We start from the raw sequence: 13,516 nt of genomic DNA, 5'->3' as shown, positions 1-13,516 counted from the left end.
GATGACCGCTACCGCGGAGCAACCCGTCGTGCCGGACCTGGCGGCCCTGCAACAGCGGGCGGCCGCGCGGGCCGCCGAACGGGCCGGCGGCCGGGACCGGTTGCGCGGCCACATCGTCTGCGACGGCCTGGTGCGGATCTTCAAGACCGAGGGGGTGGAGGTGGTCGCCCTGCAGGGGCTCGACCTGGTCATCGACCGGGGCGAGCTGGTGGCGATCGTCGGGGCCTCCGGGTCGGGCAAGTCCACCCTGCTGAACATCCTCTCCGGGCTGGACACCCCGACCGCCGGGATCGCCCGGGTCGGGGAGTACGACCTGCTGAACCTCTCGACCCGGCGGCGGCTGAGCTACCGGCGGGACATGGTGGGCTTCGTCTGGCAGCAGACCGGGCGCAACCTGCTGCCGTACCTGACGGCGCGGGAGAACGTCGAGCTGCCGATGGAGCTCGCCGGCCGGGGCGGTGGCCGCCGGGGTCGTCGCCGGCGTGCCGACGAGCTGCTGGAGCTGGTCGGGGTCGGGTACTGCGCCGACCGGCGACCGGGGCAGCTCAGCGGCGGTGAGCAGCAGCGCTGCGCGGTGGCGGTGGCGGTGGCCAACGACCCGCAGGTGCTCTTCGCCGACGAGCCGACCGGTGAGCTGGACGAGGCGACCGGGGCGGAGGTCTTCGGCGCGCTGCGCACGATCAACGCCGAGCTGGGGGTGACCGTCGTGGTGGTCACCCACGACCCGGCCGTGGCCGGTCAGGTCCGCCGGACCGTCGCGATCCGCGACGGCCGGACCGCCTCCGAGGTACGCCGCACCGCGCGGGTCGCCGCCGACGGTGGCACCGAACTGGTCAGCGAGGAGTACGCCGTGCTGGACCGCTCCGGGCGGATGCAGCTGCCGGCACCCTTCGTCGAGGCGCTGACCCTGCGGGACCGGGTCCGCCTCAACCTCGAACCGGACCACGTGCAGGTCCGCCCCGGTGATCGCACGCCGGACGCTGACGGGAGTGACGCATGAGCGAGCAGGTGTCCGTCCGGGCCGCCGACGCGGCCGTAGTCGACGAGGTGGTCCAGGTCGAGGGGGTGAGCCGCACCTTCGGCCGGGGCGCGCAGGCGGTGCACGCCGTGCGGGACGTCTCGTTCACCGCCGGACGGGGCGAGCTGGTCGCGGTGCGGGGCCGCTCCGGCGCGGGGAAGACGACCCTGCTGAACCTGGTCGGCGGGCTGGACCGGCCGGACGCCGGACGGGTGCGGGTGGCCGGGCACGACGTGACGGCCGCCGGCGAGGCGGAGCTGCTCCGGTTGCGGCGCGGCACGGTGGGTTTCGTCTTCCAGACCTTCGGCCTGGTGCCGATCCTCTCCGCGGCGGAGAACGTCGGCGTGCCGCTGCGGCTGGCCCGGGTGCCGGCGGCGGAACGGGAGGAGCGGGTAGCGGTGCTGCTGGAGCTGGTCGGCCTGGGCGCGCACGCCGCGCAGCGGCCGTACGAGCTCTCCGGCGGGCAGCAGCAGCGGGTGGCGGTGGCCCGCGCCCTCGCCCACGAGCCGGACCTGCTGATCGCCGACGAGCCGACCGGTCAACTCGACTCGGAGACCGGACGGTCCATCATGGACCTGCTGCGCGCGGTGGTGCACGCCCGGGGCATGACGGCCCTGGTCGCCACCCACGACCCGGCCCTGATCGACCTGGCCGACCGCACCCTCACCCTCCGCGACGGCCATCTCGTCGACGCCTGACGAATCGACGCCGCACGGCCCGGCCCGCCAACCCCGGATTGTGGCGGCCGCGCGATGCCTTGTTGCGGCGCCGCAGTGCCGCCGTGCCGCCGTGTCGCGGTGCGGCCGTGCCGCCGTGTCGCCGTGTCGCCGTGTCGCCGTGTCGCCGTGCCGCTGTGTCTGCTCGGTGGGCCGGGGACGATCCCGTCGTCGCACCGGCCTACCCCTTCGGCACGGGTGTGTCGGTCCTTTAGAGCTGATGACGTAAACGACTCAGAGTGCGACAGGTGGCCGGCTGCCGGCACCGGCGCCCCTCCCGGCCGTGGTGCCCCTTTCGGCTGGGGCGCGTCTACGGGAGCTTGCGCACCACGCTCGTCCCCCGGAACTGGCGCCTGTTGAGTCGTTTACGTCATCAGCTCTAAAGGACCGGAAGCTCAGCCTGCCTGGCGTCTCCGCGTCTCCGCGGGCCCGCGTCTCTGCTCGGCCTGGCGTCCGGTCGGGTCCGTGTCCACGCCGTGTCCCGGTCAGGGGCCGGGCGTCCGGTCGGGTCCGTGTCCACGCCGTGTCCCGGTCAGGGGCCGGGCGTCCGGTCGGGTCCGTGTCCACGCCGTGTCCCGGTCAGGGGCCGGGCGTCCGGTCGGGTCCGTGTCCACGCCGTGTCCCGGTCAGGGGCCGGGCGTCCGGTCGGGTCCGTGTCCACGCCGTGTCCCGGTCAGGGCGCGGGCGTCCGGTCGGGTCCGTGTCCACGCCGTGTCCCGGTCAGGGGCCGGGCGTCCGGTCGGGTCCGTGTCCACGCCGCGTCCCGGGTCAGGCGCGGGCGTCCGGTCGGGTCCGTGTTCATGCCGTGTCCCGGTCACGGGCCGGGCGTTTGGCCGGGTCCGTGTCGACGCCGCGTTCCGGTCAGGGGCCGGGCTTCCGGCCCGGTCCGAGGTGCGGGCGGGTCAGCGGGCGGCTGCGACGGGGGCCGGCGCGGGCGTGGACGACGGCGGGGTCAGAGAGGGAGCTTCATGCCCTCGTGGCTGGCGACGAAGCCCAGGCTCCGGTAGAAGCGGTGCGCGTCGGCGCGGCTCTTGTCGGTGGTGAGCTGCACGAGCCCGCACCCGCGCTGCCGGGCCTGGTCGACCGCCCACTCCATCAGCTGCCGACCCACCCCGCGACCGCGCAGGTCGGAGCGGACCCGCACCGACTCGATCAGGGCGCGCTCGGCCCCGTGCCGGCCCAGCCCCGGGATGTACGTGATCTGCAGGCAGGCGACGGGTTCGGCGTCCAGCTCGGCGACGATCTGCTGGTTGCGCGGGTCGGCGGTGATCTCGGCGAAGGCCCGCTCGTACGCCTCGTCGACCTCGACGTGGTCCCGCGCCCGGCCCAGCACGTCGTCGGCGAGGAGCGCGAGGAGAGCCGGCAGGTCCGCGCGGACCGCCTCCCGGATGATCAGGTCACTCATGACCGGCAGCCTGACACAGCCACTACCTCCGATGTGCGGGCGTGCGTTGACCGGAGCGGGCAGCATGATTCGGCATGGAGAACCTGCTGATGCCGTTCCGCTGGATCTACCGGGGACTGTTCTGGTTCGCCAACTCGCCCCGGACGCTGATCATCTCGTACCTGGTGATGATCGTGGTGGCCGGGGTGATCTACGGCCGGGTGGAGAACGCCAGCGCGGCCGACGCGGTCTGGTGGGCCGTGGTCACCGCCTCCACCGTCGGGTACGGCGACATCTCGCCGACCACCTGGCAGGGGCGCTTCCTCGCCGCGCTGCTCATCTCCACCATGGTGCTGCTGGTCATCCCGCTGATCACCGCGCACTTCGCCAGCCACCTCATCGTCGACGACGACGCGTTCGAGCACGACGAGCAGGAGGAGATCAAGCACGAAGTCCGGCGGATACGGGCGCTGCTGGAGGAGCTGGCCGCCCGGCAGGGCATCGAGATGCCGGAGCTGGAGCGGCCTCAGCCGCTCAACGCGCCGGACAGCGCAGCCCCGCTCTGGGAACGGTCAAGGAGATCAGGTAGGCGTCGACCGCGTCCGTGACGCAGGTGGTCTGCGGGTACGCGGTGTGCCCCTCGCCCTCCCAGGTCAGCACCCGCCCCACCCCCAGCATGTCGGCCAGCCGCGCGGTCTGCTCGTACGGGGTGGCCGGATCGCCGGTGGTGCCGACCACCACGATCGGCGGCGCGCCCACAGCCTTCCCGGTCGGATAAGGGTCCCGCTGCCCGGGCCACTCGGCGCAGCCGAGCATCCCCACCGCCAGGGCCGGCCCGAAGAGCGGGTACTTCTCCCGCCACTGGGACTGGAGCTGGCGGATCTGCTCCCGGCTCGGCTTCTCGATCTCGTCGGCGCAGTTGACGGCCAGGTTGGCGTCGAAGAGGTTGGAGTACCGCCCGTCGTCGTCGCGGCCGGCGTACGCGTCGGCCAGCCGGAAGACCTCGCTCGGGTCGCCGCCCTCCAGCTTGTCGATCGCCCGGGCCAGCTCCTCCCAACCCGACTCGGTGTAGAGCGACGAGATGACCGCGTAGAAGACCCAGCCCGAGGTGGCCTCCCGTCCGTCGGCGCCCCGCACCGGTGAGACCTTCGCCTTGTCGATGGCGGAGGTCACCGCGGCCCGGGCGTCCGGGGCGATGGGGCAGCGGCCGGCGTTCTCGGCGCACCAGCGGGTGAAGTTGCCGAACGCCCGCTCGAAGCCCCTGGCCTGGCTCTCCGAGCCGGCGATCAGCTTCTGCTGCGGGTCCACCGCGCCGTCGAGCACCAGCGCGCGGACCCGCTGCGGGTAGAGCTGGGCGTAGGTGGCGCCGAGCAGGGTGCCGTAGGAGTAGCCGAGATAGGTCAGCTTCTCGTCGCCCACCGCCGCCCGGATCGCGTCCATGTCCCGGGCGGCCTGCTCGGTGCCGTAGAGCGGGAGCTGGGCGCCGTACTTGTCGCCGCAGCCCTGCCCGATCTTCCGGTTCAGCGCGACGTAGTCGTCGAAGGACTCCTCGGTGCGCGGGTCGGGGTCGTAGCCGAAGCTGGCGTCCAGGTCGGCGTCGGGGATGCACTTGACCGGGCTGGACCGGGACACCCCGCGCGGGTCGAAGCCGACGATGTCGAACCGGTCGGTGATCGACGCGGGGAGCCCGCCGAAGGCCTGCCCGAAGGAGAGGTAGACGGCGGTGTCCACACCGGACCCGCCGGGGCCGCCGGGGTTGATCACCAGCGAACCGATCCGGTCCCGCTGCTTCGACGAGCGGGCCCGCAGCAGCGCGATCTCGAAGGTCTCCCCGCTGCCCGGGCCGGCGGTCGCGCCGGTCCCGGCGCCCCAGTTCCGGGGCACGGTGATCCGGGCGCACTCGTACCGCATGCCCGGCGCGCCCCGGCCGACCAGTTCCTCGGCCACCTCGGGGCAGGCCCGCCAGGTGGGTGCGCCGCCCGGCGCCGCCGCCCCGCCCTCGGCCGTGGTGCGCGGCGCGAACGCCGGCAGCGTGCACCCGGCGGCGAGGAGCGCGGCCGCGACGAAGCCGGCCAGGGAGAGCCGGACCCGGCGGATCCGATCGGAAGTGCAGGTCACCAGCGAGCCTCCGTGATCGTGTCGACGGCCAGGCTACGCCGGGCCGGCGGCGGTCGGCTCGACGGTCGCCAGTGGATCGCCGCGCAGCACCTCGTCCACGTCGAACCGGACCGGCCGGTCGAGCTGGTCGTAGCGGCAGGAGCGCGGGTCGCGGTCGGGCCGCCAGCGGACGAAGCGGGCGGTGTGCCGGAACCGGTCGCCCTCCATCGCGTCGTAGCCGACCTCCACCACCAGCTCGGGGCGCAGCGGCTCCCACTCCAGGTTCTTGGTGCCGGTCCACCGGCTCACCCCGCCCGGGATGCGCTGGCCGCGCTCGTGGTCGCCGTGCACCCACGGGTGCTCGGCGCCGCCGTCACGGTAGGGGGCCAGCTCCTCCAGCAGCTCCGCGCGGCGGGCCATGGTGAACGAGGCGCTCACCCCGACGTGGTGCAGCACCCCGGCGTCGTCGTAGAGGCCGAGCAGGAGCGAGCCGACCACCGGGCCGGACTTGTGCCAGCGGAAGCCGGCCACCACCACGTCGGCGGTCCGCGCGTGCTTGACCTTGGACATCAGCCGCTTGCCCGGCTCGTAGGGCAGGTCGGCCGGCTTGACGATCAGCCCGTCCAGCCCGGCGCCCTCGAAGACGTCGAACCAGCGGCGGGCGGTCTCCGGGTCGGTGGTGACCTGGGTGACGTGCACCGGCGGGCGGACCCCGGCCAGCGCCTGCTCCAGCCGCGCCCGGCGGCGCGGATAGGGCTGGTCGAGCAGCAGCTCGTCGCCGAGGGCGAGCAGGTCGAAGGCGACGAAGTCGGCCGGCGTCGTCTCGGCGAGCAGCTTCACCCGGGAGGCGGCCGGATGGATGCGCTGGGCGAGCAGCTCGAAGTCGAGCCGCGGCTGGCCACCCGGGCCGTCGCGCCGGATCACGATCAGCTCCCCGTCGACCGCGCACCGCTCCGGCAGCTGCCGGCGGGCCTGCTCGACCACCTCCGGGAAGTAGCGCGTCATCGACTTGCCGCCCCGGCTGGCCAGCTCCACCTCGTCGCCGTCGCGGAACACGATGCACCGGAAGCCGTCCCACTTCGGCTCGTACGTCAGGCCGGGGTCGGTGGGCAGTCGGGCCACGCTCTTGGCCAGCATCGGCTCGACCGGGGGATTGATCGGCAGGTCCACGGCGACCAGTCAATCAGACGGCACCGACACCCGTGAGGCAGATCACCGCCGGGCGCTCGTACGGCGTGTCCCGTCGCGTCCCGCTCGTCACCCGCACGCCGCTCACGTTCGGGCAGCTCAGAGCTACCGTCGCCGGGTGGAGTTGGCATGCGGGTGCTGCGGGCGCTGGCGGGTCAGCGTCGAGCTGATCCGGGGCCGGCACCGCTACCGGCTGGTGCGTCGATACCCGGCCGAGTTCGGCGGCGGCAAGAACGTGCTCGGCGAGGTCGGCACCGTGGCCGAGCTGGAGGAGCTGCTGCACCGCCGCACCCCCCTCACCCTGGCCGACCTCCAGGAAGCCGCCTGACCCCTGCCCCCGGCCCAGGGGCTCAGGCGTCGCGGCGGGCGGGGCCGACCGCAGACTTCTCCAGCACGGCCAGCCGCACCCCGTTCGGGTCCGAGCGGTACCCCACAACCCGGTAGCCGTGCCGCTGGTACAGCCGCAGGTTCCGCTCGCTGCCCGCCCCGGTGAACAGCTCCAGCCGCCTCACCCGGCCGGCGCAGGCCGTCTCGACCGCCGTCAGCAGCCGGCTGCCCAGACCGCGCCCCTGCCAGTCGGGGGCGACCGAGAGCCGGCCGACGAGGGCGGTGTCCCCGGCCAGCCGGGCCCGGACGGAGCCGACCAGCCGGTGCCCGGCCCGGGCGGCCAGCACGATGGTCGGCCCGGCCAGCACCGACCGGACCTCGTCGAGGGTCTCGGTCAGCGGCGGCAGGAACGGGTCGGCGTAGTGCTGGGCCTCGGTGAGGTAGGCGGCGCGCTGCACGGTGAGCAGCTCGCCGGCGTCCGCGACGCCGGCCGGAACGACGGTCACCCCGGTCACGTCCGCCAGCCAACCACAGCCACCCCGGCGGGTGGTGGCCGGCGACCGTAGGCTGGGCGCGACCCCGAGGAGGTGTCGGGTGCCCGAGCTGACGTACCCCGAGGTGGGGGCGACCCGCGACGGTCGCCTGCCGGCCGGCTACCACCACCTGCGCCATCGGGTCCGGTTGCCGGACGGCTGTTTCCCGGCCGCGGCGGACGCGGTGCTGGGCTGGCGGCTGCACCGGGCCGCGGGTGTGGTGATGCGCACCGACGCGGCCCGCGCCGACCCGGGCGTGCGGGTTACCCCGGGCCTGGGTGTCGGCCCGCTGCGGATCTGGGGCCCGACCGAGGTGGTCTGGGCGGCGGACGGGCCGGACCGGGCCGGTTTCGGCTACGGCACCCTGCCGGGGCACCCCGAGCGCGGCGAGGAGGCGTTCCTGGTGCTCCGGGAGTCCGGCGGGGTCTACTTCGAGGTGCGCGCGTTCAGCCGTCCGGCCCACTGGTACGTCCGCGCGGCCGGGCCGGTCGCCCGGTTCTTCCAGCACGCGTACGCCTGGTGGCTCGGGCGGACCCTGCGCCGTCTCTGCGCCTGACCGCGCCGGCCCGCGCACCGGGTCCACCGGGCGCGGGCCGGCGCGGCTCCTCAGGCGTCGGTCACGGTCAGCGTGAGCGGGCCGCCCGGCATGGGCTGGCCCCCGACGCCGTAGGTGGTGCTGAGCCCGGGGCCGACCTCCGGTTCGGGGGTCAGAACCGGGCGAACGAGCGGATCGGCATCCGCGGCCCGAACTTCGGCGCCTGGATGCCGGCGGCGGCCAGCAGCAGGCAGACCCGGCCCCGATGCCCCCGGAACGGCTCCAGCAGGGCCAGCATCCGCGCGTCGTCGCCGCGCGCCTCCCCGGCCAGGGCCCAGGCGACCATGTTCGGCACGTGGTAGTCGCCGACGCTGACCGCGTCCGGGTCCCCGTACGCGACCCGGACCACCTCGGCGGCGGTCCACGGCCCGATCCCGGCGATGGCGGTCAACCGCCGGGTGGCCTCGGCGCTGTCGGCGCAGCGCTCCAGCCGGTCGGCGACGGCGGCGGCCCGGCGCAGCGTGTCGGCCCGGCGTTGCTCCACCCCGAACGGGTGGAAGACCCAGTACGGCGCGGCGGCGACCGCCGCCGGCTCGGGCGGTAGGAGCAGCGGTTGCAGCGGGCCGGGCGCCGGCTCGCCGAAGTGCCGCACGGTCGCCGCGTACGCCCGGTACGCCTCCTTGCCGGTGACCTTCTGCTCGAACACCGCCCGCAGCACCCGGGGGAAGACCAGCCCGGTGGCCGGCATCCGCAGCCCCCGGTGCCCGGCGGCCAGCCGGGCCACCAGCGGGTGCGCGGCGGCGAGTTCGGCGAAGCCGGTGAGGTCGTCGCGCAGACCCGCGATCGCGTCGGCCCGTTCGACCACCCACTGGGCGCCGGGGCCGTAACCCTCGGCGGTGATCTCCCCGCCGTCGGGGCGCAGCGCGAGGGTGGCCGGGCCGGCCGGGGTGCGGGTGGCCCACCAGAACGTGCCGGCGGCGATCCTGGCGCACGGGTCGTACGGGCTGAAGGTCAGGGCCCGGACGGAGGCGGCCAGCCGGTAACCGGCCGGGGGATGCAGCACCCGGCGGGCGGCGGGCTCGGTCCAGGTCACTCCGACACTCTGCCACGGGCCGGTCCCGTGACGGACGACACCGCCGACGCCCTGCACGTCGGCGGTGTCTCCATCCCGGTGCGGACCGGCCGCCCGAGCGGCCGTGGGTGCGGGTTGGGGGACCTCGGTGGCGCGCCTGCTGGCGGGGGCGCGCGCACCGCCCTCGTCCGCTCCGGGGACTGGTGGGGGAGGGCTGGCGGCAATCGGGACGAACCGCGGCGCCGGCCCGGTGGGGCCGGCGCCACGGCCGGGACGCGACGCTGCCGGTGCGCCGGCGTCCGGATCCGTGACGGTGGCCGGCCGCGCCCTCCCCGGCTGCGACCGGCCACCGTGTCCGCGAGGCGACCGTCGGATCAGTACGTGTAGCCCGAGTCGCCGCCCTGCGCGCCGCCCGAGTCACCCGCGGCCGGCGGGGCGACCGCCTTCGGGGTGCCGGTCGGCAGGCAGGTCAGGTTCTTCTTGCCGTTCGGGTCGACCACGAACCAGGTCCCGCCGACGGCCTGGCCCTTCCACTGGCCGGGCTTCTTGTCGCCGATGTAGCGGTAGACCGGCCACCCGCCGATGGTGATCTGCCGGGTGCCGTCCTGGCGGGTGACGGTGCCGACCTTGTCGTCGGAGACGCCCTCCAGCTGCGGGTTGCCGTCGGTCAGCGCCGGCGGCCAGATCTGGGCGCACTTGTCCACGCAGTTGGACGACGGCGGATCGTCGGAGTCCTTGTCGAAGCGGTAGAGGATCCAGCCGTCCTGGTCGGTGACGACGTTGCCCATCCGGGCGACCTTCTTGCCGACCAGCTGGTCGGTGAGCTTCACGTCGGCGGGGGGTGGCGCCTGCTCCGACGCGGGCGCCTCGGGGGCGGCGGAGGCCTCCGGTTCGACCGCCGCGGTGGGCTCGGCCGCGGCGACGGCGACCGGCTCGGCGGCGCTGCTGTTCGCTCCGTCGTAACCCGCGGGAGCGCAGGCCGTTAGTGCGACCATCGCGCTCGCGACGATGACGGATCGCTTCATCTGTGCCACGTGCCCTCCTCATTCTTGGCAGTTCACCGAGTAGTACGGAGGGTGCGCTGTCAAGGTTGAACGATTGAGAGTGGGCAATTTCACTGCGGGGGCGTTGAACCGATCCGCCGGAAACTACGTGTGCCGACACATCCCCGTCATTTCGGCGGGTACGCCGAATCGGCGCCGGCCCACGATGGGGCCGACGCCGATCCGGTACGACAGGTCAGGGGTTGACCGTCACCAGTGGACTCGCCACCCCGTTCGCGTCCATCGACTGCACCTGCAGCTTCGCGATGTCGCTCGGCGGCGTCGAGGTGACCGCCTGGAGCTGGAGGTCCTGCTGATTGCTGTTCGTGCCGTACCCGGTGCCCGGCACCGACCAGGTGGAGACCACCTCGGTGGTGGCGTTCTTGCGCACCACCACCAGCCGGCAGGTGCGTGGACCGGGCAGCCGGGTCAGGTTGAACCCGATCCAGGTGCCGTACTCCTTCTTGGCCAGGAACATCGTGGCCTTCACGCCGGTGCTGCTGTCGGTGGCGTCGTACTGCTCACCGGGAATCTCGTTGGGGCCGCCCGCGCCCGGCCCGGAGCGGGTCGGCTGCGGGGTCGGCGGACCCACCGGCACGGTCACCGTCGGGCCGGCGACCGGCGGACCGACCGTGCCGCCGCCGTCCAGGGCGGACACCCCGACGCCGCTCGCCGCGCCGACCGCCACCACCGCGGCCGCCGTGGCCAGCACCCGCCGGAACCGGGTGCGCCGCCGATGGGTGCGGACCGCGACCAGCGTACGGTCCAGCAGGGCGGGATCGGTGGCGGTGTGCTCCATCGCCATCATCGTCTCGCCGTCGATGTCGGAGAGCAGCCCCACCACGGGAACCATGGTCTCCAGCTCGGCGGCGCAGGCCCAGCAGGTGGCGAGGTGCTCCTCGAACCGTTCGGCGTCCTGCTCGTCCAGCACGCCGAGCGCGTACGCGGCGACGTCCATGTGGTCTGCCCGGCTCATTCCGTCACCCCCCTCTCCTGCAGGGCCGTGCGCAGCGCGCGCAGCGCGTAGTAGACCCGTGACTTGGCGGTGCCCAGCGGCAGGCCCAGCTCCTCCGCCGCCTCCGGCACCGTCCGGCCCCGGAAGTACGTCGCCACCAGGATCTCCCGGTGCGACTGGCTGAGCGTACGCAGGGCGTCGGCCACCGTCATGGTGCGCAGCACCCGGTCGGTGCTGTCCGACTCGGCGAACGCGGTGAGATCCCGGTCGTACGTCTCGGCCGGCCGGGCCTGCTCGCTGCGGTGCTCGTCGATGGCGATCCGGCGGGCCACCGTGACCAGCCACGGCCGCAGCGAGCCCTGACCCTGCACGCCCAGCCGGTGAGCGTTGCGCCAGGCGCGCAGCAGGGTCTCCTGCACGATGTCCTCGGCGCGCTGCCGGTCACCACCGGTCAACCGCATCACGAACATCAGCAGCGGGCCGGCGTGCTCGGCGTAGAGCAGCCGGATGAGCTGGTCGGAATGACTGGCCTCGGGAGACGCCGCCTGGTGGCGTCCGGGCGCCGGTCGGGGCGTCACCGGGCCATTCTGGCGATCGGTGGGTCCGGCGTCGACCCCACGACCGGACCTCGTCGCACGGGAGTGGGGCTGGGCCCGGGCGAACATCCACCCTGGCCTGGCCATATCGCCGTGCAAGCCGGCCGCGACCGCGTGCATGGAACCTCCTGGTGCCCGATGACATCAGCCGGCCCACGGGGGAGGGCCGCCCGGTGATACGCACCGGCCGGCCCAACGGATCAACGGCGAACCGAAAAAATTCCCGGCGGGGGTGGGGTGGAGTCGGTGGCGTCGGCGTCCCGCACCACCGGGACGCCCCCGGCGAACCGCTCCAGCTCCGCGCCGGCCACCACCCGGCCGGGGAACCAGTCCCCGGCCGCGCGCCGGGTCAGCTCCGGCACCGGCGGCTCCGTCCGGCCCGCCACCAGCACCAGATTGCCGTAGCGACGCCCGCGCAGTACCGCCGCGTCCCCCACCAGACACGCGCCGGGCAGCACCGAGCGGACCGTGGCCACCTGGGCGCGGGCGTGCCGCAGCGGCGGCCCGTCGGCCAGGTTCGCCAGGTACCAGCCGGTCGGCGCCAGCACCCGCGCCACCTCGGTGGCGTATTCGACGGAGGTGAGGTGGGCCGGGGTGCGGGCGCCCGCGAAGACGTCGGCGACCACCACGTCGTACGAGGCGTCCCGGGTGGACGCCAGCGTGGCCCGGGCGTCGGCCACCCGCACCTTCAGCCGGGGATCGGTCGGCCAGGGCAACGCCCGGCGGACCAGCTCCACCAGCGCGCCGTCCACCTCGGCCACCCGCTGCGTGGAGCCGGGGCGGGTGGCCTGCACGTAGCGGGGCAGGGTCAACGCCCCGCCGCCGAGATGCAGCACCCGCAGCGGCGCGCCGGCCGGGGTGAGCAGGTCGATCGCGGCGCCGAGCCGGCGGACGTACTCGAACTCCAGGTGGGTCGGGTCGGTCAGGTCCACGTGCGACTGCGGCGCGCCGTCCAGCAGCAGCGTCCACGACCCGGACCGGTCCGGGTCCGGCACCAGCTCGGCCTGACCGGTGTCGACCGGCGCGACGATCCGGTCGTCGCCACGGCGGCGGCCCATCAGCGACGCACCGCGCCGGCGCGGGTGGCCATGGTCAGCGCCCGGTGCAGCAGCCGGGCGTCGCCCAGCAGCCCGCGCAGCTTGCGCTCCAGCCCGGCGATCGGCACCAGGTTCTGCGGAGCCCGCGGGTCCTTGTACGGCGAGGAGGCGAACCGGGGCAGGGTGACCAGCGACAGGTCGGCCAGCGCGATCGCCTCCTCGGGCGGCAGCTCGGCCGAGCACTCCATCCGGACGATGCCGGCCCACGGCGCGCCGAGCGCCACCGGCAACCGCAGGTACCAGGACCAGCCACCCCACGCGGTGCCGAGCCGGAACACCGGCGACCGCTCGCCCGCACCCAGCCCGGTCACCACGGCCGTCAGCCGGGCGTCGAGGTACTGGCTGTGCTGCGTCTTGATGTAGCCGAGGGTGCGCGGCAGCTGCCGCCGGCTGCGCAGCGGACCGTCCACCACGAGCAGGTCCCCGTCCACCCGCGCCGCGTCGGAGACCGCGACCTCCAGCGCGGTCAGCGGCGCCTGCACCGCCGCCGGCAGCTTGCTCAGCTCGCCGGTCCCGCCCACCCGGTGCACCGGGTAGCGGACCTGCCCGCACACCACCTCCTCGGCGGAGGGGCTGGCCGTGAAGAGGCCCCGCCCGACCCGCGCCCCGGCCAGCGCCGCCGCGCCGCGCTCCAGGTCGCAGCGGACCACCCCGGCCGCGTACGACGCGGCGATGCCGGGGAACGAGGCGCCGTCCTCCTCGGCCGTCCAGACGCTGGCGTCGATCCGGCGCACCCCGTCGACGAGCAGCACCACGTCGGGGGCGCGCAGCCCCGCACGCGGCCCGATCGCCCGCCACTCGGCCACCGGCAGTTCGACGTCCGCCTCGACCTGGGCGCTGCTCGGCGTGGCCGGCCCGCCCACCGACGCCTCGAACGAGGCGCCGTAGGAGGGATCCCAGGTGTCGACGAAGAGCCGCGGCCCGTTCACGGGGCCCGTCCTTCGTTCGCGACTGC

15 protein-coding genes are annotated in these 13,516 nt (G+C 74.7%); 5 read left to right on the top strand and 10 right to left on the bottom strand.

The features are described from left to right. Nucleotide 1 precedes the first annotated feature (1 nt). Both AC5L3Z_RS18275 and AC5L3Z_RS18270 read left to right on the top strand, forming a co-directional pair. Nucleotides 2-1,000 (top strand): ABC transporter ATP-binding protein, encoded by a 999-nt coding sequence (locus AC5L3Z_RS18275; protein WP_494843542.1) that lies wholly within the window; start codon nt 2-4, stop codon nt 998-1,000. Beyond that, nucleotides 997-1,716, top strand: a complete 720-nt coding sequence (locus AC5L3Z_RS18270) for an ABC transporter ATP-binding protein (RefSeq protein WP_494843541.1) — start codon at nt 997-999, stop codon at nt 1,714-1,716. The genes AC5L3Z_RS18275 and AC5L3Z_RS18270 overlap by 4 nt, the downstream gene beginning before the upstream one ends. Nucleotides 1,717-2,686: 970 nt before the next feature. On the opposite strand, the gene AC5L3Z_RS18265 is transcribed toward AC5L3Z_RS18270, so the two are convergent. Continuing rightward, a complete protein-coding gene (locus tag AC5L3Z_RS18265; protein ID WP_494843539.1) occupies nt 2,687-3,139 on the bottom strand; it encodes a GNAT family N-acetyltransferase in 453 nt (150 codons plus the stop codon). Nucleotides 3,140-3,213: 74 nt separating this feature from the next. On the opposite strand from AC5L3Z_RS18265, the gene AC5L3Z_RS18260 reads away from it, so the two are divergent. Then, nucleotides 3,214-3,726 carry a potassium channel family protein gene (locus tag AC5L3Z_RS18260; RefSeq protein ID WP_494843538.1) on the top strand — a complete coding sequence of 171 codons (513 nt, stop codon included), beginning with the start codon at nt 3,214-3,216 and terminating at the stop codon, nt 3,724-3,726. On the opposite strand, the gene AC5L3Z_RS18255 is transcribed toward AC5L3Z_RS18260, so the two are convergent. Continuing rightward, nucleotides 3,653-5,236, bottom strand: coding sequence for an alpha/beta hydrolase (locus tag AC5L3Z_RS18255; RefSeq protein ID WP_494843536.1), 1,584 nt, complete (start codon nt 5,234-5,236; stop codon nt 3,653-3,655). The genes AC5L3Z_RS18260 and AC5L3Z_RS18255 overlap by 74 nt on opposite strands. A 33-nt stretch (nt 5,237-5,269) precedes the next feature. Further along, nucleotides 5,270-6,385 carry an ATP-dependent DNA ligase gene (locus tag AC5L3Z_RS18250; protein ID WP_494843535.1) on the bottom strand — a complete coding sequence of 372 codons (1,116 nt, stop codon included), beginning with the start codon at nt 6,383-6,385 and terminating at the stop codon, nt 5,270-5,272. Nucleotides 6,386-6,521: 136 nt separating this feature from the next. Here AC5L3Z_RS18250 and AC5L3Z_RS18245 point away from each other — a divergent pair, with 136 nt between their 5' ends. Then, nucleotides 6,522-6,731 (top strand): hypothetical protein, encoded by a 210-nt coding sequence (locus tag AC5L3Z_RS18245; RefSeq protein ID WP_334526869.1) that lies wholly within the window; start codon nt 6,522-6,524, stop codon nt 6,729-6,731. A gap of 22 nt (nt 6,732-6,753) precedes the next feature. On the opposite strand, the gene AC5L3Z_RS18240 is transcribed toward AC5L3Z_RS18245, so the two are convergent. Further along, nucleotides 6,754-7,245 (bottom strand): GNAT family N-acetyltransferase, encoded by a 492-nt coding sequence (locus AC5L3Z_RS18240; RefSeq protein ID WP_494843533.1) that lies wholly within the window; start codon nt 7,243-7,245, stop codon nt 6,754-6,756. A gap of 79 nt (nt 7,246-7,324) precedes the next feature. Between AC5L3Z_RS18240 and AC5L3Z_RS18235 the strand changes: the two genes are divergently transcribed. Further along, nucleotides 7,325-7,819, top strand: coding sequence for a DUF1990 domain-containing protein (locus tag AC5L3Z_RS18235; protein WP_494843532.1), 495 nt, complete (start codon nt 7,325-7,327; stop codon nt 7,817-7,819). Nucleotides 7,820-7,970: 151 nt separating this feature from the next. On the opposite strand, the gene AC5L3Z_RS18230 is transcribed toward AC5L3Z_RS18235, so the two are convergent. The 6 genes from AC5L3Z_RS18230 to AC5L3Z_RS18205 form a co-directional block, all read right to left on the bottom strand. Then, nucleotides 7,971-8,891 (bottom strand): DNA-3-methyladenine glycosylase family protein, encoded by a 921-nt coding sequence (locus AC5L3Z_RS18230; protein WP_494843531.1) that lies wholly within the window; start codon nt 8,889-8,891, stop codon nt 7,971-7,973. A 353-nt stretch (nt 8,892-9,244) separates the two neighbouring features. Further along, the gene (locus AC5L3Z_RS18225; protein ID WP_494843529.1) at nt 9,245-9,904 is read right to left on the bottom strand and encodes a hypothetical protein; all 660 of its coding nucleotides are present in this window, start codon (nt 9,902-9,904) and stop codon (nt 9,245-9,247) included. Nucleotides 9,905-10,109: 205 nt separating this feature from the next. Then, entirely contained in the window at nt 10,110-10,889 is a 780-nt protein-coding gene (locus AC5L3Z_RS18220) for an anti-sigma factor family protein (protein WP_494843528.1), read from the bottom strand. Continuing rightward, entirely contained in the window at nt 10,886-11,584 is a 699-nt protein-coding gene (locus tag AC5L3Z_RS18215) for a sigma-70 family RNA polymerase sigma factor (RefSeq protein ID WP_334526850.1), read from the bottom strand. The genes AC5L3Z_RS18220 and AC5L3Z_RS18215 overlap by 4 nt, the downstream gene beginning before the upstream one ends. Before the next feature lie 80 nt (nt 11,585-11,664). After that, the gene (locus AC5L3Z_RS18210; protein ID WP_494843527.1) at nt 11,665-12,522 is read right to left on the bottom strand and encodes a spermidine synthase; all 858 of its coding nucleotides are present in this window, start codon (nt 12,520-12,522) and stop codon (nt 11,665-11,667) included. Further along, nucleotides 12,522-13,490, bottom strand: a complete 969-nt coding sequence (locus AC5L3Z_RS18205; protein WP_494843526.1) for a hypothetical protein — start codon at nt 13,488-13,490, stop codon at nt 12,522-12,524. Before AC5L3Z_RS18205 ends, AC5L3Z_RS18210 begins: the two co-directional genes overlap by 1 nt. Between the last annotated feature and the right edge of the window lie 26 nt (nt 13,491-13,516).

It is taken from the genome of Micromonospora sp. LZ37 (assembly GCF_059359015.1).
The sequence above is the reverse complement of the archived record's forward strand: the minus strand, read 5'-3'. Positions and strand labels throughout refer to the sequence as shown.

Bases quoted from the DNA above. Each gene is read 5' to 3' on its own strand.
- AC5L3Z_RS18220 (WP_494843528.1), bottom strand. From the start codon at position 10,889: ATGAGCCGGGCAGACCACATGGACGTCGCCGCGTACGCGCTCGGCGTG.
- AC5L3Z_RS18265 (WP_494843539.1), bottom strand. From the start codon at position 3,139: ATGAGTGACCTGATCATCCGGGAGGCGGTCCGCGCGGACCTGCCGGCT.
- AC5L3Z_RS18215 (WP_334526850.1), bottom strand. From the start codon at position 11,584: ATGCACGCGGTCGCGGCCGGCTTGCACGGCGATATGGCCAGGCCAGGG.
- AC5L3Z_RS18275 (WP_494843542.1), top strand. From the start codon at position 2: ATGACCGCTACCGCGGAGCAACCCGTCGTGCCGGACCTGGCGGCCCTG.
- AC5L3Z_RS18270 (WP_494843541.1), top strand. From the start codon at position 997: ATGAGCGAGCAGGTGTCCGTCCGGGCCGCCGACGCGGCCGTAGTCGAC.
- AC5L3Z_RS18260 (WP_494843538.1), top strand. From the start codon at position 3,214: ATGGAGAACCTGCTGATGCCGTTCCGCTGGATCTACCGGGGACTGTTC.
- AC5L3Z_RS18210 (WP_494843527.1), bottom strand. From the start codon at position 12,522: ATGGGCCGCCGCCGTGGCGACGACCGGATCGTCGCGCCGGTCGACACC.